This window comes from Streptomyces sp. NPDC052043, from assembly GCF_044548235.1.
In the GTDB taxonomy this organism is placed as follows: domain Bacteria; phylum Actinomycetota; class Actinomycetes; order Streptomycetales; family Streptomycetaceae; genus Streptomyces.
Window position 1 is genome coordinate 474060 of record NZ_JBIUBT010000003.1, and the last position, 25196, is coordinate 499255.

General features: G+C 73.6%; 23 protein-coding genes and 1 pseudogene. 6 read left to right on the forward strand and 18 right to left on the reverse strand.

Annotated elements, in window-relative coordinates:
* Positions 1 to 39: 39 nt before the first annotated feature.
* The 9 genes from ACIHCX_RS10010 to ACIHCX_RS10050 form a co-directional block, all read right to left on the reverse strand.
* Positions 40 to 1320, reverse strand: coding sequence for a MalY/PatB family protein (locus tag ACIHCX_RS10010; protein WP_400028380.1), 1281 nt, complete (start codon positions 1318 to 1320; stop codon positions 40 to 42).
* Between the two features lie 110 nt (positions 1321 to 1430).
* Positions 1431 to 2177, reverse strand: coding sequence for an urease accessory protein UreD (locus ACIHCX_RS10015; protein WP_400028382.1), 747 nt, complete (start codon positions 2175 to 2177; stop codon positions 1431 to 1433).
* A complete protein-coding gene (gene ureG, locus ACIHCX_RS10020) occupies positions 2174 to 2902 on the reverse strand; it encodes an urease accessory protein UreG (protein ID WP_400028384.1) in 729 nt (242 codons plus the stop codon). Before ureG ends, ACIHCX_RS10015 begins: the two co-directional genes overlap by 4 nt.
* Complete coding sequence (locus tag ACIHCX_RS10025) at positions 2895 to 3560, reverse strand: urease accessory protein UreF (RefSeq protein WP_400028386.1); 666 nt, start codon at positions 3558 to 3560, stop codon at positions 2895 to 2897. Before ACIHCX_RS10025 ends, ureG begins: the two co-directional genes overlap by 8 nt.
* Positions 3560 to 5263, reverse strand: coding sequence for an urease subunit alpha (locus ACIHCX_RS10030; RefSeq protein WP_400028388.1), 1704 nt, complete (start codon positions 5261 to 5263; stop codon positions 3560 to 3562). The genes ACIHCX_RS10025 and ACIHCX_RS10030 overlap by 1 nt, the downstream gene beginning before the upstream one ends.
* 1 nt (position 5264) lies before the next feature.
* The gene (gene ureB / locus ACIHCX_RS10035; RefSeq protein ID WP_400028390.1) at positions 5265 to 5585 is read right to left on the reverse strand and encodes an urease subunit beta; all 321 of its coding nucleotides are present in this window, start codon (positions 5583 to 5585) and stop codon (positions 5265 to 5267) included.
* The gene (locus tag ACIHCX_RS10040; protein ID WP_400028392.1) at positions 5582 to 5884 is read right to left on the reverse strand and encodes an urease subunit gamma; all 303 of its coding nucleotides are present in this window, start codon (positions 5882 to 5884) and stop codon (positions 5582 to 5584) included. The genes ureB and ACIHCX_RS10040 overlap by 4 nt, the downstream gene beginning before the upstream one ends.
* 193 nt (positions 5885 to 6077) lie before the next feature.
* Positions 6078 to 7268: an acyl-CoA dehydrogenase family protein gene (locus tag ACIHCX_RS10045; protein ID WP_400028394.1), complete on the reverse strand. Its 1191-nt coding sequence runs from the start codon at positions 7266 to 7268 to the stop codon at positions 6078 to 6080.
* Entirely contained in the window at positions 7265 to 8449 is a 1185-nt protein-coding gene (locus tag ACIHCX_RS10050) for a CaiB/BaiF CoA transferase family protein (protein ID WP_400028396.1), read from the reverse strand. The genes ACIHCX_RS10045 and ACIHCX_RS10050 overlap by 4 nt, the downstream gene beginning before the upstream one ends.
* Before the next feature lie 140 nt (positions 8450 to 8589).
* Here ACIHCX_RS10050 and ACIHCX_RS10055 point away from each other — a divergent pair, with 140 nt between their 5' ends.
* Positions 8590 to 10053, forward strand: coding sequence for a PucR family transcriptional regulator (locus ACIHCX_RS10055; RefSeq protein WP_400028398.1), 1464 nt, complete (start codon positions 8590 to 8592; stop codon positions 10051 to 10053).
* A gap of 163 nt (positions 10054 to 10216) precedes the next feature.
* On the forward strand, positions 10217 to 11032 hold the full coding sequence (locus tag ACIHCX_RS10060; RefSeq protein ID WP_400028400.1) for an SAM-dependent methyltransferase: 816 nt from the start codon (positions 10217 to 10219) through the stop codon (positions 11030 to 11032).
* 86 nt (positions 11033 to 11118) lie between these two features.
* Here the strand turns inward: ACIHCX_RS10060 and polX are convergent, their stop codons facing one another.
* A complete protein-coding gene (gene polX, locus ACIHCX_RS10065) occupies positions 11119 to 12846 on the reverse strand; it encodes a DNA polymerase/3'-5' exonuclease PolX (RefSeq protein WP_400028402.1) in 1728 nt (575 codons plus the stop codon).
* 332 nt (positions 12847 to 13178) lie between these two features.
* Here polX and ACIHCX_RS10070 point away from each other — a divergent pair, with 332 nt between their 5' ends.
* Positions 13179 to 13823, forward strand: coding sequence for a protein-L-isoaspartate(D-aspartate) O-methyltransferase (locus ACIHCX_RS10070; protein WP_400028404.1), 645 nt, complete (start codon positions 13179 to 13181; stop codon positions 13821 to 13823).
* A 40-nt stretch (positions 13824 to 13863) separates the two neighbouring features.
* On the opposite strand, the gene ACIHCX_RS10075 is transcribed toward ACIHCX_RS10070, so the two are convergent.
* On the reverse strand, positions 13864 to 14604 hold the full coding sequence (locus tag ACIHCX_RS10075; protein ID WP_400028407.1) for a PP2C family protein-serine/threonine phosphatase: 741 nt from the start codon (positions 14602 to 14604) through the stop codon (positions 13864 to 13866).
* Between the two features lie 251 nt (positions 14605 to 14855).
* Between ACIHCX_RS10075 and ACIHCX_RS10080 the strand changes: the two genes are divergently transcribed.
* Complete coding sequence (locus tag ACIHCX_RS10080; protein ID WP_400028409.1) at positions 14856 to 15974, forward strand: hypothetical protein; 1119 nt, start codon at positions 14856 to 14858, stop codon at positions 15972 to 15974.
* A gap of 53 nt (positions 15975 to 16027) precedes the next feature.
* Here ACIHCX_RS10080 and ACIHCX_RS10085 read toward each other — a convergent pair whose 3' ends face one another.
* Entirely contained in the window at positions 16028 to 16612 is a 585-nt protein-coding gene (locus ACIHCX_RS10085; protein ID WP_400028411.1) for a hypothetical protein, read from the reverse strand.
* A 282-nt stretch (positions 16613 to 16894) separates the two neighbouring features.
* Between ACIHCX_RS10085 and ACIHCX_RS10090 the strand changes: the two genes are divergently transcribed.
* On the forward strand, positions 16895 to 17308 hold the full coding sequence (locus tag ACIHCX_RS10090) for an Hsp20/alpha crystallin family protein (protein ID WP_400028413.1): 414 nt from the start codon (positions 16895 to 16897) through the stop codon (positions 17306 to 17308).
* A 106-nt stretch (positions 17309 to 17414) separates the two neighbouring features.
* A complete protein-coding gene (locus ACIHCX_RS10095; protein ID WP_400028415.1) occupies positions 17415 to 18311 on the forward strand; it encodes a universal stress protein in 897 nt (298 codons plus the stop codon).
* Between the two features lie 49 nt (positions 18312 to 18360).
* On the opposite strand, the gene ACIHCX_RS10100 is transcribed toward ACIHCX_RS10095, so the two are convergent.
* From ACIHCX_RS10100 to ACIHCX_RS10125, 6 genes and pseudogenes are all read right to left on the reverse strand, one after another.
* On the reverse strand, positions 18361 to 18750 hold the full coding sequence (locus ACIHCX_RS10100) for a CBS domain-containing protein (protein ID WP_400028676.1): 390 nt from the start codon (positions 18748 to 18750) through the stop codon (positions 18361 to 18363).
* 111 nt (positions 18751 to 18861) lie between these two features.
* Positions 18862 to 18993, reverse strand: a pseudogene (locus ACIHCX_RS10105) (CBS domain-containing protein); the annotation flags it as partial.
* Positions 18994 to 19066: 73 nt separating this feature from the next.
* Positions 19067 to 19522 (reverse strand): cyclic nucleotide-binding domain-containing protein, encoded by a 456-nt coding sequence (locus tag ACIHCX_RS10110; protein WP_400028417.1) that lies wholly within the window; start codon positions 19520 to 19522, stop codon positions 19067 to 19069.
* A 203-nt stretch (positions 19523 to 19725) separates the two neighbouring features.
* Positions 19726 to 19983, reverse strand: coding sequence for a DUF1876 domain-containing protein (locus ACIHCX_RS10115; protein WP_400028419.1), 258 nt, complete (start codon positions 19981 to 19983; stop codon positions 19726 to 19728).
* A 201-nt stretch (positions 19984 to 20184) separates the two neighbouring features.
* Positions 20185 to 22494: a heavy metal translocating P-type ATPase gene (locus ACIHCX_RS10120; RefSeq protein ID WP_400028677.1), complete on the reverse strand. Its 2310-nt coding sequence runs from the start codon at positions 22492 to 22494 to the stop codon at positions 20185 to 20187.
* A gap of 426 nt (positions 22495 to 22920) precedes the next feature.
* Complete coding sequence (locus ACIHCX_RS10125; RefSeq protein WP_400028421.1) at positions 22921 to 24714, reverse strand: bifunctional metallophosphatase/5'-nucleotidase; 1794 nt, start codon at positions 24712 to 24714, stop codon at positions 22921 to 22923.
* Positions 24715 to 25196 lie beyond the last annotated feature (482 nt).

The window sequence follows — 25196 nt, forward strand, 5'->3', positions numbered from 1 at the left end:
GGCTCGACGCGTCCGCGCGGGGGACCGTCCCGGGCCGGGTCAGGGCCGGGGCGCTCGCTCGTGGTCGGCCAGCGCGCGGCCCATGCGCGTGAGCGCCTCACGCAGGATCGCCGGTGAGGTCGCGAAGTTGAGGCGTACGCAGCCCGCGCCGCCGCTGCCGAAGACATGTCCGGAGCTGAGGGCGACGCGGGCCTCGTCCAGGAACAGCCGCGCCGGTCCGGCGAGGTCGCTCACCACGCCGGGTCCCTCGGTGGGACGGTCGTCGTGCAGCCCGAGGCCGGTGCAGTCCAGCCAGGCGAGGTAGGTGCCCTGCGGCGGGACGTACCCCACGTCCGGGAGGTGCTCCTTCACCAGTTCGCCCAGCAGGCTCCGGTTGGCGTCGAGCCCGAGCAGCAGCTCGTCGAGCCAGTCGGCCGCGTCGCGGAACGCCGCCGTGTGGGCGAGGATGCCCAGATGGCTGGGGCCGTGGCCGACCTCCTCGGGCATCCGGCGCAGGTCGTCCGCGGCCTCGGTGCCGGCGACGGCGACGGCGGCCTTGAGACCGGCCAGGTTCCACGCCTTCGACGCGGAGGTCAGGGCGAACCCGTTCTCCGCGCCGGGAACGCTGAGGAAGGGCGTGAAGACGGCGCCCGGCAGCACCAGTGGGGCGTGGATCTCGTCGGAGACCACCCGGACACCGTGTCTGCGGGCGAGCCCGGCGACCGCCTCGAGTTCCGCGCGGGTGTGGACGACACCGGTCGGGTTGTGCGGGTTGCTCATCAGGAACGCCGCGCGGCGGCCGTGGCGCCGTGCGCGTACGAAGGCGTCCTCGAGGCCGGCGAGGTCGATCCGCAGGTCGGGGCCGAGGCGGGCCTCGACGACCTCCCGGCCGTCGTGCGCGACGAACGCGTAGAACGGGGGGTAGACGGGGGAGCAGACGACGACCGCGTCGCCGGGTCCCGTGACGAGGCGGAGGACCTCGACGACGCCCAGCATCACGTCCGGTACGAGCGCCGTGTTCTCCACGCGCAGGCCGTCCCACCCCCAGCGCGCGGCGGCGAAGGCGGCGAGGGCCTCGGCGTAGGCGGTGCCGTGGGGGTATCCGGTGTCTCCCAGCGCGACGGCCCGGTGCAGCGCGTCCGCGACGGCGGGTGCCAGGGGGACGTCCATCTCCGCCACCCACAGCGGCAGCACGTCCTCGGAGTGTGTGCGCCACTTCAGGCTGGAGCGCTGCCGCAACTGCTCCAGGGACAGCTGGACGAGTGGATCGGTGCGGCCGCCGTCGCCGGGGTCGGTGAGGTCGCCGGGGTCGGCGGGTGCCTGGTGGGTGGACTCGCTCATGCGTGCTCCCCTCGCCCGGAGGGCCGGGCCTCGGCCGTGCGTGTTCGTCTCGCTGGACGGTACCCCGGTCCCCACGTGCCGGTCAGGAGGGCGCCGGCCGCCGGCCGGTGTCAGGGCTCGCGCCAGCTCTCCCAGACGGCCGCCAGCTCCGCCTCGATCGCCGGCGCCACCGTGTCCAGCAGCCGCACCTGCGCCCCCGGCCCCGCCAGCTCCATGCGGTACGGGTGGTGCGGTTCCGGGGGACGGGAGCCGAGGCGGGTGACCGAGCCGATGACGCGGTGGGGGCCCAGGATGCCCGGGAGTTCGCGCAGGTCCGGCTCCGTCAGGTCCAGGTCCTCGACCAGCAGGTCGTGACCGTCGAGGGTGGCCCGGGTGGTCGCCCGCAGGCTGCCGCCCCGCTCGCCGGAACGCCCCAGGACCAGGGTGTCCCGCCACAGCATCCGCGCCCCGGCCGCCAGCGCGACGTCCATCGAGCGTTCCACCCGGGCGCCGTCGCTGACCACCAACGGCTTGGCGTCCCAGACCAGTTCGCCGTCCTCCGCGATGTCGACCCGGGCCCGCCACCGCGAGGTGCCGCCGCGGTGGTCGTAGGCGACCAGGCCGGACGGCTCGACCAGTTCCAGGCGGGCCCCGGGACCGACCGAGACGTGCAGTCGCAGGTCGTCGCCCGCGAGCAGGCCGGCCCGCGTGCCGACCAGGGCGATCCGCACCCGGTCGGGGGCGGGCAGCAGGGGGCGGGGGGCGAGGAAGGCGCCGGGGCGCAATGCGCGGACGAGCAGGCGGCCGGTTGCCTGCCGCTCCACGGCGACGACCGTCGGGTCGGACGGCTCGCCGCCGGCCGCCGTGCACCCGGTCACGAGTCGTGGCTGTGGCTGTGCGGTGCCATCGGTCCCGGGTCGGTGGGCACATGGGTGCCGGCGCGGTGACGTGCGAGCAACGAGCGTACCCAGTCGGCGAGTTCGGCGATCGAGGCCGGGTCCTTCCGGGACAGCGCGAGGACCGGCAGGCCGTCGCGGGCGCTGCGGGCGTCGGCGACCATGGCGTCCACGTCGACCTCGACGTGCGGCGCCAGATCGGTCTTGTTGACGATCAGCAGATCGGCGCCGGTGATACCGGGGCCGCCCTTGCGCGCGACGTCGCCGCCGCCCGCGACGTCGATGCAGAACAGCTGGGCGTCGGCCAGGGCCGGGCTGAAGGTGGCGGTGAGGTTGTCGCCGCCGCTCTCGACGAGCACCAGGTCGAGCGGCCCGAACGCCTCCTCCAGGTCCTCCACCGCGTCGAGGTTGGCGCTCACGTCGTCGCGGATCGCGGTGTGCGGGCAGGCGCCCGTCTCCACCGCGCGGATGCGCTCCGTCGGCAGCACCCCGGCCGAGCGCAGGAAACGGGCGTCCTCGTCGGTGTAGATGTCGTTGGTGACGACGGCCATGGCGAGTTCGCCGGCCAGCTCGCGGCACAGGGTGGCCAGGATCGAGCTCTTGCCGGTGCCGACGGGGCCCGCGACCCCGAGTCGGAGGGCGCGCGGGGTGCCGGACGGACGGTGGGAGTGCTGGTCGGACTGCTGGTCGGACTGCTGGTCAGGCAAGGAAGAGTCTCCGTTCTCGTCGTGCGTGTTCGAGCGCCCACTGTTCGGTGAGCGGCGGGGTACGGGCGGGCAGTCCGCCCGGGTCCCGTACCGAGAGGGCCTCGCTCACCGCGGCCGTGGCGTCCGGCCCGGCGGCGAGGATCCAGGCGACCGTGTCGAGGGGGTCGCCGGGCAGCAGCTTGAGGGCCGCCGAGGTGATCGTCTGGAGTTCGTCGTAGACCACGCCGTACGCCAGTTCCTCCTCGGTGACCGCCATGACGGCTCCGAGGGCGCCGAGCGCGACCGGCCGCAGCGGGCGGGGACGGAGCGCGGACAGGGCGGTGACCGCCGGGTGGTCCGGGGCCAGCCGCCGCGCGAGGCGGTGCACCCCGCGGCCGAGCGCCGCCGACGCCTCCCGCAGCGGTGCCGCGGGGGTGCGGGCGGCGAGGGCCCGCTGTACGGGGGCGTAGTCCACCGGGTCCGCCCGGGCGGCCCGCAGGGCGAGGACGGCCGAGGCCGCCTCGGTGACGGCCGCGGTGCGCAGCCGGGCCCGCAGCAGTGCGGGAACGTCGTCGCGGGTGAGGCCCGCCGCGACGGCCGGCTCCAGTCCGGCGCTGTAGGTGTACGCGCCGACCGGGAGCCGTCCGTCGCCCAGCAGCAGGGGTGCCAGGCCCGGCATCAGAACATCGTGTACCGCTGGGCGAGCGGCAGTTCGGTGGCGGGGGAGGGCTCGACGAGCTCGCCGTCGATCCGGATGGCGAACGTCTCCGGGTCGACGTCGATGTCCGGCAGCGCCGTGTTGTTCGGCAGGTCCGCCTTGGTGAGGTGGCGGGTGGGCCGCACGGCGACCAACTCCCGTGCCAGGCCGAGGCGTTCGGCGAGTCCGTCCTCCAGGGCCGCCGGGGCGACGAAGCTGACCGACAGATGCGGCGCGGCGCCGGCCGCGGCGGTGGGGCGGAGCAGGACGGGCTGGGTGGTGGGGATCGCGGCATTGGCGTCCCCGAGCGGCGCGTACACCACCATGCCGCCCTTGAGTACGGCGGCGGGGCGGATGCCGAAGAAGGCGGGGTCCCACAGCACCAGGTCGGCGAGCTTGCCCGGTTCGACGGATCCCACCACGTGGTCGATGCCGTGGGCGACGGCCGGGCAGATCGTGTACTTGGCGACGTACCGGCGGGCGCGTTCGTTGTCGGCGGGCAGTTCGCCGCCGCGGTCCCCGAAGCGCTGCTTCATGGTGTGGGCGACCTGCCAGGTGCGGCAGACGACCTCACCGATGCGCCCCATGGCCTGGGCGTCGGAGGAGGTGATGGACAGGGCGCCGATGTCGTGCAGGACGTCCTCGGCGGCGATCGTGGTGGCCCGGATGCGGGACTCCGCGAAGGCGAGGTCCTCCGGCACGCGCGGGTTCAGGTGGTGGCACACCATCAGCATGTCGAGGTGCTCGGCGACGGTGTTGACGGTGTGCGGAAGCGTCGGGTTGGTGGACGCCGGAAGGATGTGGGGGTGGGAGGCGACGGTGATGATGTCGGGGGCGTGGCCGCCGCCCGCGCCCTCCGCGTGGAAGACGTGGATACCGCGTCCGGCGATGGCGTCGAGGGTCCCTTCGACATAGCCGGCCTCGTTGAGGCTGTCGGCGTGCAGGGCGACCTGGAGGCCGTGGGCGTCGGCGGCCTTCAGCGCGGCGTCGATGGCGGCGGGGGTCGCGCCCCAGTCCTCGTGGACCTTGTAGCCGCCCGCGCCGCCGAGCGCCGCCTCGCGCAGGCCGTCCTCGCCGACGGTCGAACCCTTGCCGAACAGCAGGACGTTGAGCGGGATCCGGTCCAGCGAGCGGTGCATCATCGCGAGGTTCCACGGACCGGGGGTGACCGTGGTGGCCTTGGAGCCCTCGGTGGCGCCGGTGCCGCCGCCGATGACGGTGGTGGTGCCGGTGGCCAGGGCCTCGTGCAGGGTCTCGGGCATCAGGAAGTGGACGTGGGTGTCGACGGCGCCGGCGGTGAGGATGCGGCCCTCGCCGGAGACCACGTCGGTGCCGGGCCCGATTACCAGGTCGGGGTGGACGCCGTCGCTGATGTCGGGGTTGCCGGAGCGGCCGAGCGCCACGATCCTGCCCGCCCGGACCCCGACGTCCGCCTTGACGACGCCCCAGTGGTCGAGGACGACGGCATTGGTGATGACGAGGTCGAGGGCGCCGTCGGCGCGTGAGGTGGTGGCCTGGCCCATGGACTCGCGCAGGGACTTGCCGCCGCCGAACACGGACTCGTCGCCGCCGAAGCAGCGGTCCTCCTCGACCTCGATCCACAGGTCGGTGTCGGCGAGGCGGACGCGGTCGCCGGTGGTGGGCCCGTAGAGCGACGCGTAGGCCGCGCGGGTCAGTTCTGCCATGTCACATGTCGTCCGTTCGTGCGGTCCGGGTCCCGGGCACGACGATGCCGGGCACCTCCCGGCGGCCGCCCAGTTCGACGAGGGTGACCTCGGCGCCGACTCCCGGCTCGAAGCGCAGGGACGTGCCGGACGGAATGTCGAGCCGGAATCCTTCGGTAAGGGACCGGTCAAAAGAAAGTGAGGGATTCGCGTCGGGGAAATGCAGATGCGATCCGATCTGAATGGGGCGGTCGCCCTCATTCAGCACGGTCACCTGAAGCCGAGCGCGGTTCTCATTCATGTGCAGTACGCCGGAACCGGTCCGGATCTCGCCGGGGATCACGGGATCGGCGAGGTGATCGTGACGAGCTTGCGCCCGTCCGGGAAGGTCGCCTCGACCTGGACGTCGTGCAGCATCTCGGGGATGCCTTCGAGCACGTCAGTGCGGGTGAGGACGTTTCGTCCCCCGGTCATCAGGTCGCTGACGGAGGCGCCCTCGCGGGCCCGCTCCAGCACCCAGCAGGACAGGAGCGCGACGGCCTCCGGGTAATTGAGGAGCACGCCGCGCTCCCGCCGGTCGCGGGCGACCATTCCGGCAACGCTCAGCAGCAATTTCTCCGTATCGGACGGAGTCAGAAGCATGGGAATCCTCCGTAGCGGGCAGTCGCCCGAATTCCGGAATCACTCCGGTCGTGCTCCTCTTATAAGCCTCCCGCTGCCGCCGTGGCAACTTTCACCGCACCGCGATAAGTCCCTTTCTCTCCTTATGGCCCGTCTTATACGGGCAAAGCAGACAAATTTTGGTCATGGAGGGGCGGGTCGTGGGACCCCGCGGTCACCGGAACGAGGGCTCTCCGGTGACCGCCTGGCCGACGACGAGCGTGTGCATCTCGACGGTGCCCTCGTAGGTCAGCACGGACTCCAGGTTGTTCATGTGCCGGATGACGGGGTATTCCAGGGAGATGCCGTTCGCTCCGAGGACCGTGCGGGCGGTGCGGCAGATGTCCAGTGCCTCGCGGACGTTGTTGAGCTTGCCGAGGCTCACCTGCTCGGGCCGCAGCGTGCCGGCGTCCTTGCGCCGCCCCAGGTGGAGCGCCAGGAGCACGCCCTTGGTGTACTCGAGGTACATGTCGGCCAGCTTCTGCTGGGTCAGCTGGAACGCCCCGATCGGCTTGCCGAACTGGGTCCGCTCCACGGCGTAGGACTGCGCGGCGTGCAGCGACGACCGGGCCGCGCCCATCGCTCCCCACACGATGCCGAAGCGGGCCTCGTTGAGGCAGCTGAGCGGGCCCTTGAGGCCGCGGACCTCGGGGAGCACGGCGTCCGCGGGAAGGCGTACCCCGTCCAGGACCAGCTCGCTGGTGACCGAGGCGCGCAGGGACAGCTTGTGCTTGATCTCCGGGGCCGAGAACCCCGGCGTGTCGGTGGGCACCACGAAGCCGCGCACCTCCTCGTCGGTCCGGGCCCAGACCACGGCCACGTCGGCCACGCTGCCGTTGGTGATCCACATCTTGCGGCCGTCGAGGATCCAGTCGCCGCCGTCGCGCCGCGCCCGGGTGCGCATGCTGCCGGGGTCGGAGCCGACGTCGGGCTCGGTGAGGCCGAAGCAGCCGATCGCCTCACCGGCGGCCATGGACGGCAGCCACTGCCGCTTCTGCTCCTCGCTGCCCCACTTCCAGATGGCGAACATCGCCAGCGAGCCCTGCACGGAGACCAGCGAGCGGACGCCGGAGTCGGAGGCCTCCAGTTCGAGGCAGGCCACGCCGTACTCGGTGGCCGACATGCCGGCGCAGCCGTAGCCCTCCAGATGCATGCCGAGCACGCCCAGCGCGCCGAGTTCCTTGGCGAGGCCGCGGATGTCGGGAATGGTGCCCTGCTCGAACCAGTCCGCCACGAAGGGGTCGACGCGCTGGCCGCAGAGCTGGCGTACCGAGGCGGCCACCGCCTTCTCCTCCGGGGTGAGCAGGTCGTGCAGGCCCGCGGGGTCGCGGGGGTCGAGCGGGGGCAGCTTGGCCGGTGCGTTCATGCGGTCTTCTCCTGTGCCGGATCGGTGGGTGGGGCGGTGAGCCAGCGGCGTACGTCGTCGCTGTGCTCGCCGAGTCGGGGCGGCGGCCGGTAGCCGGTGACCGGGGTGGCCGAGTACGTGACGGGGTGCCGGATCTGAGGGGGCGACGACGGGCCGACGTGGACGGTCGGTTCGAGGCCGAGCGACTCGGCCAGGGCGATGCCGTCGGCGACGGTGCCGACCTTTCCGGCCGGAACGCCGACCGCGGTGAACCGCCCGATCCAGACCTCGACCGTGTCGCGCGCGAGACGCTCCTCGAGCGCCCCGACGAGTGCGCGGCGGTGGCGCACCCGGGCCGGATTGGTCGCGAAGCGCTCGTCGTCGGCCAGGCCCGGCGCGTCCAGCACCTCGGCCAGCCGGCGGAACTGCCCGTCGTTCCCGCACGCCATGGCCAGCAGGCCGTCCGCGCAGCGCAGCGTCTCGTACGGGGCGATGGACGGGTGCGCGTTCCCCATACGGCCCGGGGCGCGACCGGTGGCCAGATACGCCGAGGCCTGGTTCGCCAGCGAACCCAGCAGGCTGGACAGGAGGTTGACCTCCACCCGCTGACCCCGCCCGCTGTGCTCGCGGGCCCGCAGCGCCGCCAGGATGCCGATCGTCGCGTCCTTGGCGGTCAGTACGTCCACCAGGGCCACGCCGACCTTCTGCGGGTCGCCGTCGGGGTCGCCGGTGATGCTCATCAGACCGCCCAGCGCCTGGACGAGGAAGTCGTAGCCCGCCAGGGCCGCGCCGCCGTGCCGGCCGAAACCGGTCACCGAGCAGTACACGACGCCCGGGTTGGTGCGGCGGACGGAGTCGTAGTCGAGCCCGCGGGCGGCCAGGGCGCCGTCCTTGAAGTTCTCCACCAGGACGTCGGCCCGCCCGGCCAGTGTCCTGGCCAGCCGCAGGTCCTCGGGGTCGGACAGGTCGAGGGTCACGGACCGCTTCGAGCGGTTGGCGCACTCGAAGTAACTGCTGGAGTGGTCGGTCCACGGCGGACCCCAGGCGCGGGTGTCGTCGCCGGAGCCCGGGCGCTCCACCTTGATGACGGTGGCCCCCAGGTCGGCCAGCGTCACCGAGGCCAGCGGGCCCGCCAGGACGCGGCTGAAGTCGGCGACGAGCAGGCCGTCGAGCGGCAGGGCCGCGGGCGGATCGACGGGCATGACCTAATCTCCGTTCGCTCGGGACGCCACGACCGTACGGAGCGGGCACGGATCCCTCATTGGATAAAATGCACCATGCAGGATCAGGATTGGACGGATCGCACAGGAGCGCTCGTGACGGTTCCCGCGCAGGAGCGCAGGTGACGGCCCCGACGGTGGCCTCCCTGTGCCGGGTCCTCGGTGCGGATCTCGCGCCGGCCGGGGGATTCGCCGCCCCGGCGCGGGAGGTGTCCGCCGTGCACATCAGCGAACTGCTCGACCCGACCGGCTATCTGAACGGGGGAGAGCTGCTGCTGACGACGGGCCTGTCCCTTCCCCGGAACAAGCTCGGCTGCGAACGGTACGTCGGCCGCCTGGTGGAGGCGGAGCTGACCGCGCTGGCCCTCGGCCTCGGCCCGGTGCACGCCGAGGTCCCGGCGCCGCTCCTGGCGGCCTGCCGCAAGCTGGGGCTGTGCCTGCTCACCGTCCCGCCGCCCACGCCGTTCCTGCGCATCACCAAGGCCTACTGGGCCGCCGTCTCCCGCACGGCCGAGCAGCACCTCAAGGACGTCCTGGCGACACAGCGGGCGCTCGTCGACGCGGCCGCGTCCGCCGACCCGGTCGCCGCGGTCCTGCGCACCCTCGCCCGGTCCCTCGACGCCTGGGCGGCGGTCTGCACCCCGGCGGGCGAGGTCGACCAGGCCTTCCCCGCCGGAGCCGCCGAGCAGGCCGAGTGGGTGCGGGCGGAGATCGTCCGGCTGGAAGGTGCCGGAGCGCACTCCGCCGCCTCGTTCGCCACCGGGTCGGGAGCGGTGCTCGTGTTCCCGCTGGCCGGGCGCGAGCGCGCCGCCGGCTTCCTCGCGGTCGGCACCTCGGCACCGCTGGACCCCACGCGGCGCAGGGCCGTGCTGACGGCGTCGGCGTTGCTGAGCCTGGACGCGGTCCGCGGCGCGCGCGCCGAGTCCGTGGCCGACGAAGGGGAGCGCTGCGTCGGGCTCCTGGTCGACTTCGGGCACCCGGACGCCGCACGGAGGCTCGCGGGCGCCGTGCGGGCACCGAGCCCGCCGGACCACGTGCGCCTGCTGGTGGTGCGGGGCCGGGCGAGCGACATCCTCACGGGAGTTGTGCGCCGCTGGTGCCCGGAGGCGATCGGCGTCCGGACGGACGAGCGGGCGGCCTGGTTCCTGGTCCCCGCGGACCATCTCCCGACCGCGCGCCTGGAGGACGCAGTACGGCGGGCGGACGCCGACGCCGCGGCCGTCCTGACGGAGGTGGTCCCCCTCGAGCGGGCAGCGGCCGTCCGCGCGGTCGCCGCCGCGACGCTGGCGGACCTCGCCCCGGGGACCCTGCTGCTCGCCCGCCCGCCCGCGGGACCCTACGGCGCGGATCCGGCGGCGCGGCTCGCCGCCGCCTGCGACCGGCTGACCGAGGTGCTGCGCCAGGCCCTCGTCGGCTACCTGCGCCACCACGGCCAGTGGGAGGCGGCCTCCCGCGCGCTCGGCGTCCACCGCAACACGCTCCGCCACCGTGTCGCGCGCTGCCAGGCGCTGCTCGGCGTGGATCTCACCGACCCGGACGTCACCGCGGAACTGTGGCTGCTGCTGCGCCGCCGGGGGATGGCGTAGCGGGTAGCGGCGTGCCGGGCGCGGCCACGGAGGGGAGTGCGGCGCCGAGGCCGGCCTCTTCCGGGAAAACCACCGGCGGAAACGCGAACTGGCGTGCACAGAACGGCTTTCGGAACGTAGTTTGGCGTCGGACATCCCGCGCGACGGAGAACGGACGGTACCCATGACCCACCCCGCGACGAGCCCCGACCCGGCGGCGCACCAGAAGATCGACACGACGGTGCCGCACTCGGCTCGGATCTGGAACTACTGGCTGGGTGGCAAGGACAACTACGCCGTCGACGAGGAGGCCGGCGACGCCTACACCGCCGTCTTCCCCGGCATCGTCACCATCGCCCGCAGCAGCCGCGGCTTCCTGCGCCGCAACATCACCCACCTGGTCGCCGAGGCGGGCATCCGGCAGTTCCTGGACATCGGCACCGGCCTGCCGACGGCCGACAACACCCACGAGGTCGCCCAGCGCATCGCCCCCGAGTCCCGGATCGTCTACGTCGACAACGACCCGATGGTGCTGGCCCACGCCCGCGCCCTGCTCTACTCCACCCCGGAGGGGGCGACCTCCTACGTCGACGCCAACGTGCTGGACCCGGAGCGCATCCTGGCGGCCGCCGCCGACACGCTGGACTTCGACCGTCCCATCGCCCTCATCCTCAGCAACATCCTCGGTCACATCGCCGACTACGACCAGGCACGCTCCATCGTCTCCCGGCTGATGGACGCGCTGCCGTCCGGCAGCTACCTCTCCATCAACGACGGCTCCCTGGGCACCGACCCGGACTTCGAAGCGGCCCAGGAGGCGTACAACAAGAGCGGTGCCGTTCCCTACACCCTGCGCACCGTCGACCAGTTGACGGCGTTCTTCGAGGGGCTGGAGCTCGTGGAGCCCGGGGTCGTCTCGGTTCCGCACTGGCGTCCGGACCCCGAGGCCCCCGCCGTCGAGGCCGTCGCCGAGCACGGGGGCCTCGCGCGCAAGGCGTGACATCCGTACGCGCCGTCCCGCGGCCGTGACCGTGGCACCGCACCAGCGGTCCGGTCACGGCCGCGGACGGTTGGGCCCGGGGCGCCTCAGGCGGCCCGCTCCTTGCGCAGGAAGCGGCGCAGTCGCCGCAGCGGCCAGGTGTTGATCACGTCGTCCGGGGTCAGCCACCCGCGCTGTGCCGTGCCGATCCCGTAGCGCAGGTAGGCGAGGTGGAGGAGGGAGTGGGCGTCGGAGTCGACGGCGAACTTCGCCCCGTGGCTCCTGGCGCGCAGGATGTCCTCGTCGCTCAGGTCGAGACGGTCCGGCTGGGCGTTGATCTCCAGGGCCGTGCCGGTGCGGGCGCAGGCGGCGAACACCTCGTCGAGGTCGGCGTCGATGCCCGGCCGCCTGCCGATCAGACGGGTGGTGGGATGGCCGATGACATGGACGCGGGGGTTCTCGCAGGCGCGCACGAGCCGCCGGGTCATCGCCTTGCGGTCGAGCCCGAAGTGGGAGTGCACCGAGGCCACGCAGAGGTCGAAACCCGCGAGGAACTCGTCGGGCCAGTCCACGTCCCCGTCCGGGCCGATGTTGAGCTCGGTGCCGTGCAGCACCCGCATTCCGCGGTGTCGGCCGTCCAGCGCGCGCACCTGCTCGCGCTGGGCGAGGGCCTTCTCCTCGGTCATGCGCTGCATGGCGAGGTCGGGCGCGTGGTCGGTGACCGCGTAGTACGCGTAGCCCCGGTCGGCGGCCGCGGCGACCATCTCCTCCAGCGGGGCGAGACCGTCGGTGAGGTCGGTGTGGGTGTGCAGGTCACCCTTGACGTCGTCCTCCGTGACCACCTCGGGCAGCTCGCCGCGCAGGCCGGCCTCGATCTCGCCCCGGTCCTCGCGCAGCGTGGGCGGGATCCACGGCAGGCCGAGCCTCGCGTACACCTCGTCCTCCGAGCGGGAGGCGACCCGTTCGCCGCTCTCGGCGTCGAACAGGCCGTACTCGGAGAGCTTCAACCCCAGGTGGACGGCGATCGTCCGAGTGCGGATGTTGTGCGCCTTGGAGCCGGTGAAGTACTGGAGCGCGGCGCCCCAGGAGTCCGGGCGCACCACGCGCAGGTCGACCTGGAGGCCCGTGTCGGTGCGGATCGAGGTCTTCTTCGCGCCGTGCACGACGACCTCGCCGGTCGAGGGCAGCTCGGTGAGCGCGTCCATGAAGGGCGCCGAACGGTCGGCGGCGACGAGGACGTCGATGTCCCCGATGGTCTCCCTCATGCGGCGCAGCGATCCCGCGAACGCGCACTGCGCGCACCCGGTGATCCGGGAGAGCTCGGCGACGACGTCCTCGGCGGACTCCATGGCGGTGCCCAGCGGGATCCGCTCCCCGGCCTGCCGCATGAGGGCGATGCCGTGCAGGATGTTCTCCTCGGTCTTCTTTCCGAAGCCCTTCAGGTCGCGCAGCTTCTCCGCCCTGATCGCGTCGGCCAGCTCGGCCACCGAGGAGATGTGCAGGTCCTCGTAGAGGGTCATCGCCTTCCTGGGCCCGAGGGTGGGGATGGTGATCAACTGCCGTACGCCCGCCGGAATCGTGGCCCGCGTCTCCTCCACCACCGTGACGTTGCCGGTGCGGACGTACTCGACGACCTTCTCCGCGATCGACCTGCCCACGCCCGGGATCTCCTTCAGACCCGCGACATCGAGGCGGGAGACGTCGGCGGGGTGGCCGCCGATCGGGCGGGCGGCCTTCTCGTAGGCGCGCGCCTTGAACGCGTCGCCTCCGGTGATGGCGATGAGGTCCGCGTACTCCTGAAGGAGTGCCTCGACCTCCTCGTTGGCCCGAACCACGCCTCCAGTCTAGTGCCGCGACAGGCAACGTTTGCCCCGTCGCGACGCCCGGCACGCTCCCCCAAGCTCTTCGAGCAGGGGGGACCCCCACTCGCCGCACCGGCCGAAAGCCCGAGTACATCCAGTACGAGGACTTCCGGCCGGCACTCCCCCAAGCTCTTCGAGCAGGGGGGACCCCCAGAGCACGCACCGGACGCCGCTCCTTGACGGGCAAACGTTGCCCGCCGCGGCACTAGGAACCGACCGGTCCGGCGGGCCAGGTGGGACGATGGCTGCGAGGGCGCCAGCGCGACGGCACGCTCGCCCTCCGACCGCGCAGGGGAAGCAGTGCGATGTCCGAAGCCGCCCATCCGGCCGAGGCTCTCGTCCGGGCCGTTCGCGCCGCCGGTGTCCGCGACGAACGGCTGCTCGGGGCCGTACGCGCCATGCCCCGGGCGGCGTTCGTGCCCACCGGTCACCGCGCCGACGCCCACCGCGACATCCCCCTTCCGATCGGCCACGGACAGGTGACCACCCAGCCCTCGCTCTCCGCCATGATGATCGACGGCCTCGCGCTGAGCGGGGACGAGCACGTCCTGGAGATCGGTACCGGACTCGGCTTCCAGACCGCGCTGCTCGCCGCCCTGGCCGCCGACGTCGTGACCGTCGAGCTGCGGCCGGACCTCGCGGAGCAGGCGCGGCGCAACCTGGCCGGCCAGGGCCTGCGGAACGTCGAGCTGCGGATCGGGGACGGCAGCGGCGGAGTGCCGGAGCGTGCTCCCTACGACGCGGTCGTCGTGTCCGCCGCCTTCCCGGAGGTTCCCGCGCCGCTGGTCGCGCAACTGCGGCCGGGCGGCCGCCTCGTGCAGCCCGTCGGGCCCGGCGGCAGGGAGCAGGTCGTGTCCTTCCTGCGCACCGCGAGGGGACTGGAGCCGCGGCGGATGCTCACGCCCGCGTGCTTCGTGCGCCTGCGGGGGCGGTACGGCTTCGACTCCTGAGTCCTTCCGACACCCTTCGGGGACGGGGCCCGCGGGGCGGTCACCGGTCCACGATCCGCACCACCGCGAGCGTGATGTTGTCGGGTCCGCCGGCCGCGATGGCGGCCTTCCACAGTTCGAAGGCCGCCCGGCCGTCGTCGAACTCCCGCAGCAGCTCGACCAGGACGTCGTTCGGCACCGGGTCGGTCAGGCCGTCGGTGCAGATCAGGTACCGGTCGCCCGGGGCCAGGGGACAGGCCGTCACATGCGGGGTGACGGCGTGGTACGTCCGGGCGCCGCCGAGGGCCTGGGTCAGCAGCGACGTCGTGCGCTGCCCCGGCGGGGTCGGCGGGTTGTCGTCCACGCTCACCTGGAGCAGCCCGTCCCGCGGCGCGGCGAAGATCCGGCTGTCGCCCACGTTGAACGCCAGCAGCGACCCGGGCAGCACGACGGCGCCCGCGACGGTGGTGCCCATCGTGGCCGGACCGTCGCCTTCCGCGGCCGTGTACACCCGTCGGTTGCAGGCGTGCAGCACCTCGCGGACGTCGTCCTCGTCGCTCAGGGCGGGCCCGGCCAGAGCGAGCTGCCGGACCACCAGGGCACTGGCCACGTGGCCGCCGGGCTGGCCGCCGATCCCGTCGGCCACCGCGACGACGAGGGGCGTACCGAGGGGGAACACCAGCGTCTGCGGGTTCTCGGTCACCGTGGCGCACAGGGTCCAGGGTCCGGCGACCAGGCTGTCCTCGTTGTGGTCGCGGATCAGTCCCGGATGGCTCAGCGCACTCACAGCGACGTACGTCATCACAGGCCACCGCCTTCCCCTGCCCGTCCGGGCGGATCGCGCGCCGACTCCATTGTCCTGTGGCCCGCCGGGCCGTGCAGCCCGAGCCGCCGGAGCCGTCCTCGAGCGCACCGGGCGTGGGGACGGCAGGCGGGTCGGATCGGTGCGAGACTGAGGGCGTGGGTGACTGGCGGGCCGGCCGGGAGTCCGCCAGGAGGCCGTCGCGGGCGGCTTCGGGTGGGCGCGGGACGGCAGGGCAGTCGGGAGCGACCATGAGGCTTTCCTTTCTCGAACCTCTGTACAAGCAGTCCGGTCCGTTCGCGTCGGTGTATCTGGACACCTCCCGCGACAGCGCCGTCGCCGATCCCGACGCGGCCATAGCACTGCGGTGGCGCCGCCTGCGGGACGCCCTGACGTCCGAGGGGGCGGACGGGGGCACCATCGCCGCGGTGGCGGACCTGTTGGGCAGCGACACGGAGGTACCCGGCACTCACGGGCAGGCGGTGTTCACCGCGCACGGCCACGCGGCCCTGCTGGACGAGCTGCCGGCCCCGCCGACGCGGGACACGGCCCACTTCGGAACGCTGCCGGACACCATGCCGCTGATCGTCCAGCACGCACCAGGGATCCCGTACCTGGCGGTGCGCGTCCGCTACGGCGGACGTCACTCCACCGAGGCGACCGGCACCGTACGCGTGGACGCCGAGGCCGGCAGCTGGCCCCTGACCAAGGTCGCACCCGGGCGCCGCCTGCACGAGGAGGTCCCGGCGACCGACTGGCCCCGGGCGGCTCAGGTGATCGGTCAGGAACTGGAGGGCCACGCACGGCGCATCGACTGCGAGGCCGTGGTCGTGGCAGGAGACGTCTGGGCCCGCGGCATCCTCGTCAACCGGCTCCCCCAGTCCCTGCGCGGACATGTCACCACGGTGGAGGACACGGGGGAGGCGGTGCCGGGCCGGGCCGTGCTGGAGCAGCGGCTCGAGAGCCTCTTCAGCGGACGCATGGCCGCACACGACCGGGGGCTGCTGGACGTCTTCCTGGCCCAGCGGGCACACGGCGGAGCGACGGCCGAAGGACTGTCCGCCGCGGTGTCGGCGCTGCAACGGGGCCGGGTCAGGGCGCTGTTCCTCAACAACCACCCCGAGTCGCCCCTGCGCCTGTGGGTCGGCCCGGAACCCGGACAACTCGCCCTCACCGAAGGGGAGTTGCGCTCCTACGGGGTTCAGGACATGCGCGCGGAACGCGCCGACGCGGCGCTGACCCGGGCCCTGGTCGGCACGCGGGCGGAACTGGTCCTGGTGCCCCAGCGGGAGGTGCGGCTGCACGAGGGCGTGGGCGTCCTGCTCCGCTATCCGCTGCCCCGGAACGGCCAGGGCGCACCGGTGACATGACCGCCGTGATCCTCAATGGCCGGGCAGCGCTGGGGACGTGACGGCCGTGGTCCTCATCGGGCCGCGCGGCCCCACTGCGGTCCGACCTTGCGCCATTCCGCCTCCCAGGCGCGGGCGCGGCGCCGGTCGAGTGCGGCGCGGGCCGCGCACCATCCGCCGCCGGCCGCCCCCGCGAGGGCGAGCGACACCATCGCGCCCGTGGCGGCCGCCTGCGCCGCGGCCTCGGACGGGGTCAGGGGCGGGGGTGTGACCCGGTGGTGCGGATCGGTCCAGACCACGATCCGGTCGCCCGTCGCGAGGGTGGACGCGACCGCAGTCCGGTCCTCGTGCCGGGTGCCGTCCGGTGCCGTCCAGCGGACGGTCCCCATGACCCGGTCGCCCGGCGACGCCACGGCGACGCCGCCGTGCGGCCGCTCGGTGCGGACCAGCACGGCGGTGGCCGTGTGCCGCTCCACCTGCTGCCGGGCGAGGCCGTCCGCCGTCGCCTGTCCGACGACCACCCCCGTCAGCGGAGCGCCCACCACGACGACGGCCCAGGTGGCCAGCAGGACCCAGCCCTCGATCACGTCCTCGCGCCGGCGCATCGGGTTGCGCCGCCACCGCCACAGCGGGCGCCGGACGGATGTGTTCGCCCTCATGGCTGCTCCCTCCGGTCCTGCGACCGCCCCCGGGTCCCCTGCGCGCCCCCGGCCCGCCGAGCAGACGGTCGCCCGAACGACTGCCTCCACTTTCAGCCTGACATCCTCGTGGCCGTCCCGCCCGGGGCCGCCCGACCAGGGGCACACCGGCCGTCCGTCCCCCCCCGGGGTGGGACCTCGGGCCCACCGCGCCCGCCACCCGCCGGGCCGGTCGGCCCACCTCCGCCGCGGCCCGGACGCGCGAGACTGGACTACGGGACAAGACGAAGGGAGGCGGGTGACATGAGCGGCGTGATCGAGCGGCTGCCCGGCTGGCCGACGTTGCCCGACCTGTTCGGATGGGTGGAGGCAGGGGGCCCGAACGCCCCGGCACTGCACGGCATCCGGATCGAGGAGCACATGAGCGACGGCTCGTACGTGCTGCGGGCCGAACTCCCCGGCATCGACCCGGCGAAGGACGTCGAGATCACCGTCGAGGAGAACATGCTGACCCTGCGGGCCGAGCGCATCGAGGAGAGCACGCAGAAGCACCGCACGGAGTTCCTCTACGGCACGTTCGCCCGCTCGGTCCGGCTTCCGGCCGGTGCCCGCGGCGACGAGGCGAACGCGGAGTACAAGGACGGAGTCCTGACCATCACGGTCCCGGTCCCGGAGGAGAAGACGGGTACCAGGACCATCCCGGTGCGGCACGCCTGAGCAGGGGCGCTGCGCCGCACCCGGGTGCGCGGCCGGTGTGGCGCCGGCCGCGCACCCGCCGGGGCACGAGCGAGGGGACAGCGAGGGGACGAGGAAGGTGACCGTCATGCTGAGACCTGTCGTGGCCGGCCTGGACGGTTCGCGGGAGAGCCTCGCCGCGGCCCACTGGGCGGCCAGGGAAGCCCTCAGGCGAGGGCTGCCGCTCCGGCTGGTGCACGCCTGGGAAGGCCTGCCCGACACCGCCCAGGGAGCGGACCTGCCCGAGATACGCGTGCCGCAGTCCCGCGCGCGGAGGATGCTGCGGGACACCGTCGACCAGCTCACCGCGTCGTACCCGCGGCTGGAGCTGTCCGGCGAGCAGGTGCGCCGCCAGCCGGGTCCCGCACTGCTCGACGAGGCGCAGAACGCCGAACTGCTGGTCATCGGCAGCCAGGGGCTCGGCGCGGTCGGAGGCTTCGTCCTCGGCTCGGTGGCCATGGCGACCGCGCTGCACGCCGAGCGGCCCGTCGTCCTCGTACGAGCTGGGGAGACCGCGCAGAGCGAACACCTGCCGGACGCCTTCGGACGTCCGACGACCCTGACCGCACTCCGCGACGTGGCAGTCGCCGTCGACACCGACGGCCCCTGCGACGACGTCCTGGACTTCGCCTTCCGCACCGCCGAACTGCGCAGGGCGCCCCTGCGGGTGGTGCACGCCTGGCACGTGCCGCTGAGCCACGGGCTGCCGGACGCGCGGACCCGCGGATCGCTCAGGCAGGAGGCGGAACGGGAAGTCACCGCGCTGCTGGAGCCCTGGCGGCGGAAGTTCCCCGCCGTGTACGTGGCCGAGACCCTGCACGAGGGGCGTCCGGCCCATGTTCTGCCGCGCGCCGTGAGCGGGTCGGCCCTGCTGGTGGTGGGCCGCCGCAGGAGGCACCCCGGAGTCGGCGCGCACGCGGGTCCGGTCGCGCACGCCCTCGTCCACCACGTCACCCGGCCGGTCGTGCTCGTACCGCACGACTGACCCGCACGACCGACGCGGCCTTGACGCGGGCGCGTTGAGGCCGTCGAGGTCAGCGCGGTTCGGCCGGCGTCGCGCCGCTCGTGAGGTCGCAGTCGACGTCGACGACGCCCTCGACGGCCCGTACCAGGCGGGCGGCCACGGGCACCAGCGAGGTGTCCCGGATGCGGCCGGTGAGGGTGACCACGCCGTCGCGAACACTGACCCGGACGGGTTCGGGCGGGGCGGGGAAGAGGGAGGAGACGATCTCCCGGCGGATCTCCTCGGCGAGTTCGTCGTCCGGCCGCAGGAAGACCTTCAGCAGGTCGCCCCGGCTGACCATGCCCTCCAGCATTCCCTCACTGTTGACGACGGGCAGCCGCTTGACCCGGCGCTGGGCCATGATGCGCGCGGCCTCGGCGAGCGTGGCGTCGGGGTGCACGGTGACCGCGGGGGAGGTCATCAGCTCCCCGGCCGTCACGGCGCCCGCCTTGGCCAGGTCGGGCAGCCGGCGCAGCTGGGTGAACCGGTCGGGGTCGCTGTCGCGGAACTCCTCCTTGGGCAGCAGGTCGGCCTCGGACACGACCCCGATCACGCGCCCTTCGCCCTCGAGCACCGGAACGGCGCTGACCTTCCACTGCGCCATGAGACCGATCATCTCCTTGAACGGGGCGTCGCGGCCGACGGCCACGACCGTCTGCGTCATGACGTCGCTCACGGTGTGCGGGCTGCCGTGCACGGTCTCCTCCTCGGAACGTGGGTGCGGTCGCGGGTGGGGTTCACCGGCCCCCGCTGCCGTAGGGGGCGTACAGGTCGAGCAGCCGGATACGGGCCGCGTGCAGCCGGTGGGCGACCACACCGCCGACCCAGACGGCGACGGCGCGGCCGAACTCGGGATCCTCGCCGCACAGCTTGCGCACCGCCTCGGCGTCGAACTCGTAGGCCCGCACCGGGCTCGTGGCCTCGGCGCCCAGCTGCCACACGTAGGGCGGGAAGTGCCAGGACCAGCCGACCAGTTCGCCGTGGCCCAGCGACTCGATGACGGCGGCGCTGCGGCCCGGGACGTGCAGGTCGAGGGCGACGGTGCCGGTCCGGATGATCCAGAACCGGTCGGCGTGCCGGCCCTCGTGGAACAGACGGGCACCCATGTCGAAGGAGGACTCGTGGGCGCACCGCATGAGCCGCGCACGGTGCTCGGCCGGAAGGGCCGCGGCCCGGGTGGTGGTGGAGGTCATCGCTCCGGCTCCTCTCGTTCCTGCCGCCCTGCTCGGTCGGCGAGTTCGTCGTGCGGCACCGCGGCCTCGCGCCCGGTGGGTCCGGCGATCTGTGTCCAGCCTCTTCCCGCACGGCCCGCGCCGCCACGGGCCGCTCGGGCCCGCCAGGGGGCCCTTCGGCCCCAAAAGGCGCCCGCCTGTCCGTCGCGCCGCGCGGGCGTCCGTCAGGCGGGCGCGGGTCCGGCCAGTTCGACGATGTCGTCGGAGGCCACGTCGTGCAGCCGGATGGAGAGGTCCTCCAGGGCCCTGCTGACGGCGAGTTCGTCCCCGATCTCGGGAATCGGACGGTCGATCGGGTTGCGTCGGGCCACGCCCCGGCCGGTGACGATCGACGTGTCGCGGGTGGTGAGGACGGCACGTGCGTGGGTGTCGTCGCCGTCCTCGGTGATGTAGATCTGCACGGTCCACTGCTTGGCTTCCATCGTGACCACTTCCGTGCGCGTTCCGTACGGGGCTTTCCCGCCCCGTACGAGGCCCGGTACGGAGGCCCCGTACGAGGCTTTCCCGCCACTTCTCACCTTGCGCGCACGCCCGCGCCCGCGCCAGAGCCGAAAGGCCCACCCCGGCCGGCCGACCGCCGTCCGCCGCCCGACAGCCGGGGTGGGGAGGGTCACGGGGCGGGATCACGGGGCGAGTGAGAAGTAGTTCTCCTCCTCTTGAGCGAAGTGCAGGCGCAGCACGGTGTGCAGGCCGTAGAGGCAGGCGAGCAGGTCCTCGGACTGCTCGGGCGTGAGGGCGCCCTCGGCGTCGGCCAGCGAGAGGTGCGTGGCGATGCGCCGGGAGAGCCGTTCGATCTCGGCGTGCGCGCGGCTCATGGTGGCGGTCGCCTCGGGTCCGCCGAGCAGGGGCGTCAGGGCCGGGTAGAGCTGGTGCTCCTCGGCGTACTCGTGGGGCAGCAGCCGTTCGGTCAGCAGCCGGTGCACCTCACGCACCGACGTCAGGGCGTCCGGGCCGGTACGTGCGGTGAGCCGGGCCGCGGCCGCGCGCACCGCCTCCACGACGTCCCGCAGATCGTCGTGCTCGGCGGCGAAGCGGCGGATGAGCGCCTCGGTGGCGGGTTCGAGCGCCGGCCGGCCCGCCCGGTCCATGCGCAGGGCGCGCAGCGCGTTGAGGATCACCACGACGTCGATCCCCTCCTGGAGCAGGGCGCCCACCGCGGGCGGCAGCAGCCCGAAGGCGGCCGCGGCCATGGCGGCCAGCGACATCAGCATGCCCCCGAGGGCGCTCTGCACGGCGATGCGCCGTGCCCGCGCCGCGACCGCCGCCGCGTCGGCCAGCCGGTCCAGGCGGTCGGTGGTCAGGACGATGCCGGCGGCCTCGGAGGAGGCGGTGGCTCCGCGCGCCCCCATCGCCACACCGACGTCCGCGGCGGCGAGCGCCGGTGCGTCGTTGACACCGTCCCCCACCATCACGGTGACCGCGCGCTTCTGCTCGGCGCGGACCGCGGCCACCTTGCCGGCCGGGGAGAGTTCGGCGTGCACGCCGTCGAGCCCGAGGACGGCGGCGACCTCACGGGCGGGCTCGGGCCGGTCCCCGGTGAGCATGACGATCCGCTCGATGCCCGCCGTGCGCAGCCGGCGCAGCGTCCGGGAGGCGTCGTGCCGCACCGGATCGCGCAGGAGCACGGCACCGACGGGCCGGCCCTCGACCGTGAGCCAGGCCACCGCGGCGCCGTCCAGCATCGCCCGGTTCTCCACCGCCCGGGCCCACCCGGGGGTCGTCGCGCCGGCGGGCAGCCGGCCGATGGTGGCCCCGCGCCCGCCGACGACGCCGGAGATCCCCCGGCCGGCCTCCTCCGACACCTCCAGCGCCACGCCCGGGTCCAGCCCGCGCTCGCGCGCCGCGTCGACGATGGCCCGTGCCAGGACGTGCGGCGCGTACTGGTCGAGGGTCGCCGCCAGGTGCAGTACGTCGGCCGGTTTCCAGCCGGGCGCCGCGGTCACGTCGACCACGCGCGGCCGGCCGCCGGTGAGCGTTCCGGTCTTGTCGAGCAGCAGCGTACGGGCCCGGCCCAGGTTCTCCAGGGCGCCGCCGTCACGGACCACCACGCCGAGCCGGGAGGCACGGGACAGGCCGGAGACGATCGCGACCGGGGCGGCGAGCAGCAGGGGGCACGGCGTGGCCACTACGAGGACCGCCACCGCCCGCACCGCGGACCCGCTGAGCAGCCAGGCCAGCGCGGCGGTCGCCACGGACAGCGGCAGGAACCAGGCCGCGTAGCGGTCGGCCAGCCGGACGACGGGTGCCGACTCGGCGCCCGCCTGCCGGGCCAGCCGTACGATCTCGGCGTACGTGCTGTCCTGCTCGGTCGCCGCGGCCCGCATCTCGAAGGCGGCACCGGCATTGACCACACCGCTGCGCACCTCCTGCCCCCGCGCCCGCTCGACGGGTGCGGCCTCGCCGGTGAGCACCGACTCGTCCAGCACGGCCAGGGCGTCCACCACCCTGCCGTCCACGGGGACGACCTCGCCCGGACCCACCACCAGCAGGTCGCCGACGCCGACTTCGGCGAGCGGCACCGTGCGGACCGCGCTCCCGGTGCGGCGGCGGGCCGTGCGGGGCGCGTGCTCCAGCAGGGCGACCAGGTCGTGGGAGGCGCGTCGCTCGGCCGCGGCCTCCAGGGTGCGGCCGGTGGCGAGCATCAGGGCGATCAGCGCGCCGGCGAGGAACTCGCCGACCGCCAGGGTGCCGCCGAGCGCCAGTACCGCGATCAGGTCCACGCCCGTACGCCCCTGACGGAGCGCGGCCACCACCCAGCCCAGCGCGGGCACGACGGCGGCGACGGTGCCGAGCCCCCAGCACACGTCGGCCAGGCCGGGGTCCCCGGACAGCCAGGCGACGCCCCCGGCGACCAGGGCCGCTGCGGTGACAGCCAGGAGCACCGGCTGGAACTCGGCGGTGGTCGGGGTCAGTGCCCTGGCCAGGTGGCGCAGCGACCTCCTCGCGGTGCCGCGGCTCCCGGCCGAAGCGCTCACGACAGCCGCCGCGTACGGCTCGGCAGCGGGGCGGGGCGGCGGGGGAGCGCCGTGGCCGCCCGCGCGGTGCGGTGGGCGGGTCCGGCGACGGCTCCCGTCATGGCGTACCTCCTGTCGCGGGCGCAGGCCGGACGCCACGTCCCGGCCGCGCGGTCCCGTACGTCGGACCCTCCCAGTCTCCGCCCGGCCGGGAGCCGCGGGCCAGGGCCGAACGGCACTGTCCGGGGCCCGCGGACTCTGCCGCGCCGAGCGCCGGGACCCGTCGGGCGGGCACATCGGGCGGATGCCCCCGCCGAGGCCCGCCGATCGGCCGGCACCCGCCCGCGGACACGCGTGAGGGCGGGCCCTCAGGGCCCGCCCTCGTCCGATCGGTCGGCTCGTCGTCTACTTGACGACGGTGACCCGGTCGGCTGCGGTCGGCGTGTACGGCGCGGCGGCCGAGGTGGTCGCCGTCAGGTAGTCGACCAGGGCGGCCAGGTCGTCGCTGCCGACGAGCTGGTCGGTGCCCTTGGCGAACTCGGTGAAGCCGTCACCGCCGTCGGCCAGGAAGGAGTTCATGGCGACGCGGTAGGTGGCGTTGGGGTCGACCGGCTTGCCGTCCACCCTGATGGAGTCCGCGACGACGCGGTCGGCGCCCGTCTTGGTCAGGTCCAGGGTGTAGGTGAGGCTGCTGGAGATCTGGAGGTACTTGGGGGCGGCGGCGTTGCTGCCGCTGACCTGCTGCTGCAGCACGGTGACCAGCTGCGCGCCGGTCAGGTTCTTGAGGTTGACCGTGTTGCTGAACGGCTGCACCGCGAAGCCCTCACCGAAGGTCACCACGCCGTCGCCCTCGTTGCCTGAGGCGGAGTAGACCAGGTCGGCACGGATGCCGCCGGGGTTCATCAGCGCGACGACGGCGCGGCTGTCCAGGGACTTGGCGTGCGCCAGCTGCGCGTCCGCGATCAGGTCGCCCAGCGGAGACTCGACGGCGCCGTTGCGGGTGATGTCGCCGGTGATGTAGCCGATCGGCGTGTTGGCGACCGGCGCGGCCAGCTTCTGCCAGTAGTCGAGCAGCTGCGTCAGGTCGGCGGCCTTGGTCTGGGTCCGGTCGACGACGCGGTTGGAGCCCTTGACCGTGGCGCGGACGATGTCCTTGGTGCGCGGGTCGTACTTCATGTTCAGCTCGGTGAAGAGCCGGCCGTAGGAGGCGGCGCTGGTCACCAGGCGGGGGTGGCCCGCGGGGTCCGGGATGGAGCAGACGTACGCGTTGTGGGTGTGGCCGGTGACGAGGGCGTCGACCTCCGGCGCGACCTTCTTGGCGATGTCCACGATCGGACCGCTCAGGCCGGTGCTGCCGCCCGCGTCGCAGTCGTAGTTGTACGCCGAGGAAGCCGGGTATCCGCCCTCGTGGACGAGCGCGACGATCGCGTGGATGCCCTGCTGCTGGAGTTCCTTGGTGTACTTGTTGATCGTCTCGGCCTCGTCGAGGAACTTCAGTCCCTTGACGCCCTCGGCCGTGACGACGTCCGGGGTGCCCTTGAGGGTGACGCCGATGAAACCGACCTTCGCGCCCTTGACGTTCTGCACGACATACGGCTTGAGGAGCGGCTTGCCGGTCTTCTCGTCGATCACGTTGGCCGACAGGATCGGGTAGTCGGCACCCTTGAACTTGCGCCCCTTGTCGTAGCAGCCGTCGACCGGGTGGCAGCCGCCGTTCTGGAGGCGGAGCAGCTCGTCCTTGCCCTCGTCGAACTCGTGGTTGCCCACGCCCGTGACGTCCAGGCCGAGCTTGTTCATCGCCTCGATGGTCGGCTCGTCGTGGAAGAGGCCGGACAGCAGCGGGCTGGCGCCGACGATGTCGCCGGCGGCGACGGTCAGCGACCGGTCGTGGCCCTTGCGCGCGGTGCGCAGGCTGCTCGCCAGGTACTCCACACCACCGGCGTCGATGTTCTTCGTGGTGCCGTCGGACGCCAGCTCGGTGACCTGCCCGGAGGATCCGGCGGGCGGCTCCAGGTTGCCGTGGAAGTCGTTGATGGCGAGGAGCTGGAGGTCCTTGAGCGGAGCCGAGTCGGCGTCGGGGCCGGCCTGCGCGGGGTTGGCCGCGGCGAGCGCACCGGCGGTGGCGAGAGCCGCGGCCGTGGCGAGCGCCGCGACGACGACTCTTCGCGGAGCCGGGCGACGGGAATGGGTCGGCGACATGATGCCTTCCTGGGGTGACTGGATCTGGGGGCAGCAGGCCGCAGCCTAGGGTCAACGCGCGTAGTTGTCAGGAACTTTGCGGTTACGGAGAGGTTTCCATCTGGCGGCCTCTCGCTGTTCAGGGGGATTTTGACCGGTTCGTGTGGGCGGCCGGAGTGGCCGTTGGGCAGTCGGAGAGCGGTCGGAGGGGGTCGAGGAGCGGTCGAAGGGCGGTCGCCGAGGTAAGCGGACGGTGAGGAATCCGTGTGAATGCGTCACGTCCGGTACACGATGACACCTTCGGGTACGGCTCGCCCGGCCTCCGGTACGCTCCCGGGGCCCCCGGCTCCCGGGTGGTCCGGCCCGTTGAGCAGCCCTTTGCCCGGCGTGGTGCCGTGGTGGCGCGACGCGCCGGACACCCTCACCCCACCGCCCCGCGCGCGGTCACCGGCGGCTACCGTCCGCAGGGGGCACGAACCGGCTTGTCCCCTGTGGGTGGATAG

Coding starts and splice junctions, on each gene's coding strand:
- ACIHCX_RS10010 (WP_400028380.1), bottom strand. CDS start 1,320: ATGAGCGAGTCCACCCACCAGGCACCCGCCGACCCCGGCGACCTCACC.
- ACIHCX_RS10025 (WP_400028386.1), bottom strand. CDS start 3,560: ATGCCGGGCCTGGCACCCCTGCTGCTGGGCGACGGACGGCTCCCGGTC.
- ACIHCX_RS10030 (WP_400028388.1), bottom strand. CDS start 5,263: ATGGCAGAACTGACCCGCGCGGCCTACGCGTCGCTCTACGGGCCCACC.
- ACIHCX_RS10040 (WP_400028392.1), bottom strand. CDS start 5,884: ATGCTTCTGACTCCGTCCGATACGGAGAAATTGCTGCTGAGCGTTGCC.
- ACIHCX_RS10045 (WP_400028394.1), bottom strand. CDS start 7,268: ATGAACGCACCGGCCAAGCTGCCCCCGCTCGACCCCCGCGACCCCGCG.
- ACIHCX_RS10050 (WP_400028396.1), bottom strand. CDS start 8,449: ATGCCCGTCGATCCGCCCGCGGCCCTGCCGCTCGACGGCCTGCTCGTC.
- ACIHCX_RS10060 (WP_400028400.1), top strand. CDS start 10,217: ATGACCCACCCCGCGACGAGCCCCGACCCGGCGGCGCACCAGAAGATC.
- ACIHCX_RS10070 (WP_400028404.1), top strand. CDS start 13,179: ATGTCCGAAGCCGCCCATCCGGCCGAGGCTCTCGTCCGGGCCGTTCGC.
- ACIHCX_RS10075 (WP_400028407.1), bottom strand. CDS start 14,604: ATGACGTACGTCGCTGTGAGTGCGCTGAGCCATCCGGGACTGATCCGC.
- ACIHCX_RS10080 (WP_400028409.1), top strand. CDS start 14,856: ATGAGGCTTTCCTTTCTCGAACCTCTGTACAAGCAGTCCGGTCCGTTC.
- ACIHCX_RS10085 (WP_400028411.1), bottom strand. CDS start 16,612: ATGAGGGCGAACACATCCGTCCGGCGCCCGCTGTGGCGGTGGCGGCGC.
- ACIHCX_RS10090 (WP_400028413.1), top strand. CDS start 16,895: ATGAGCGGCGTGATCGAGCGGCTGCCCGGCTGGCCGACGTTGCCCGAC.
- ACIHCX_RS10095 (WP_400028415.1), top strand. CDS start 17,415: ATGCTGAGACCTGTCGTGGCCGGCCTGGACGGTTCGCGGGAGAGCCTC.
- ACIHCX_RS10100 (WP_400028676.1), bottom strand. CDS start 18,750: ATGACCTCCCCCGCGGTCACCGTGCACCCCGACGCCACGCTCGCCGAG.
- ACIHCX_RS10110 (WP_400028417.1), bottom strand. CDS start 19,522: ATGACCTCCACCACCACCCGGGCCGCGGCCCTTCCGGCCGAGCACCGT.
- ACIHCX_RS10115 (WP_400028419.1), bottom strand. CDS start 19,983: ATGGAAGCCAAGCAGTGGACCGTGCAGATCTACATCACCGAGGACGGC.
- ACIHCX_RS10125 (WP_400028421.1), bottom strand. CDS start 24,714: ATGTCGCCGACCCATTCCCGTCGCCCGGCTCCGCGAAGAGTCGTCGTC.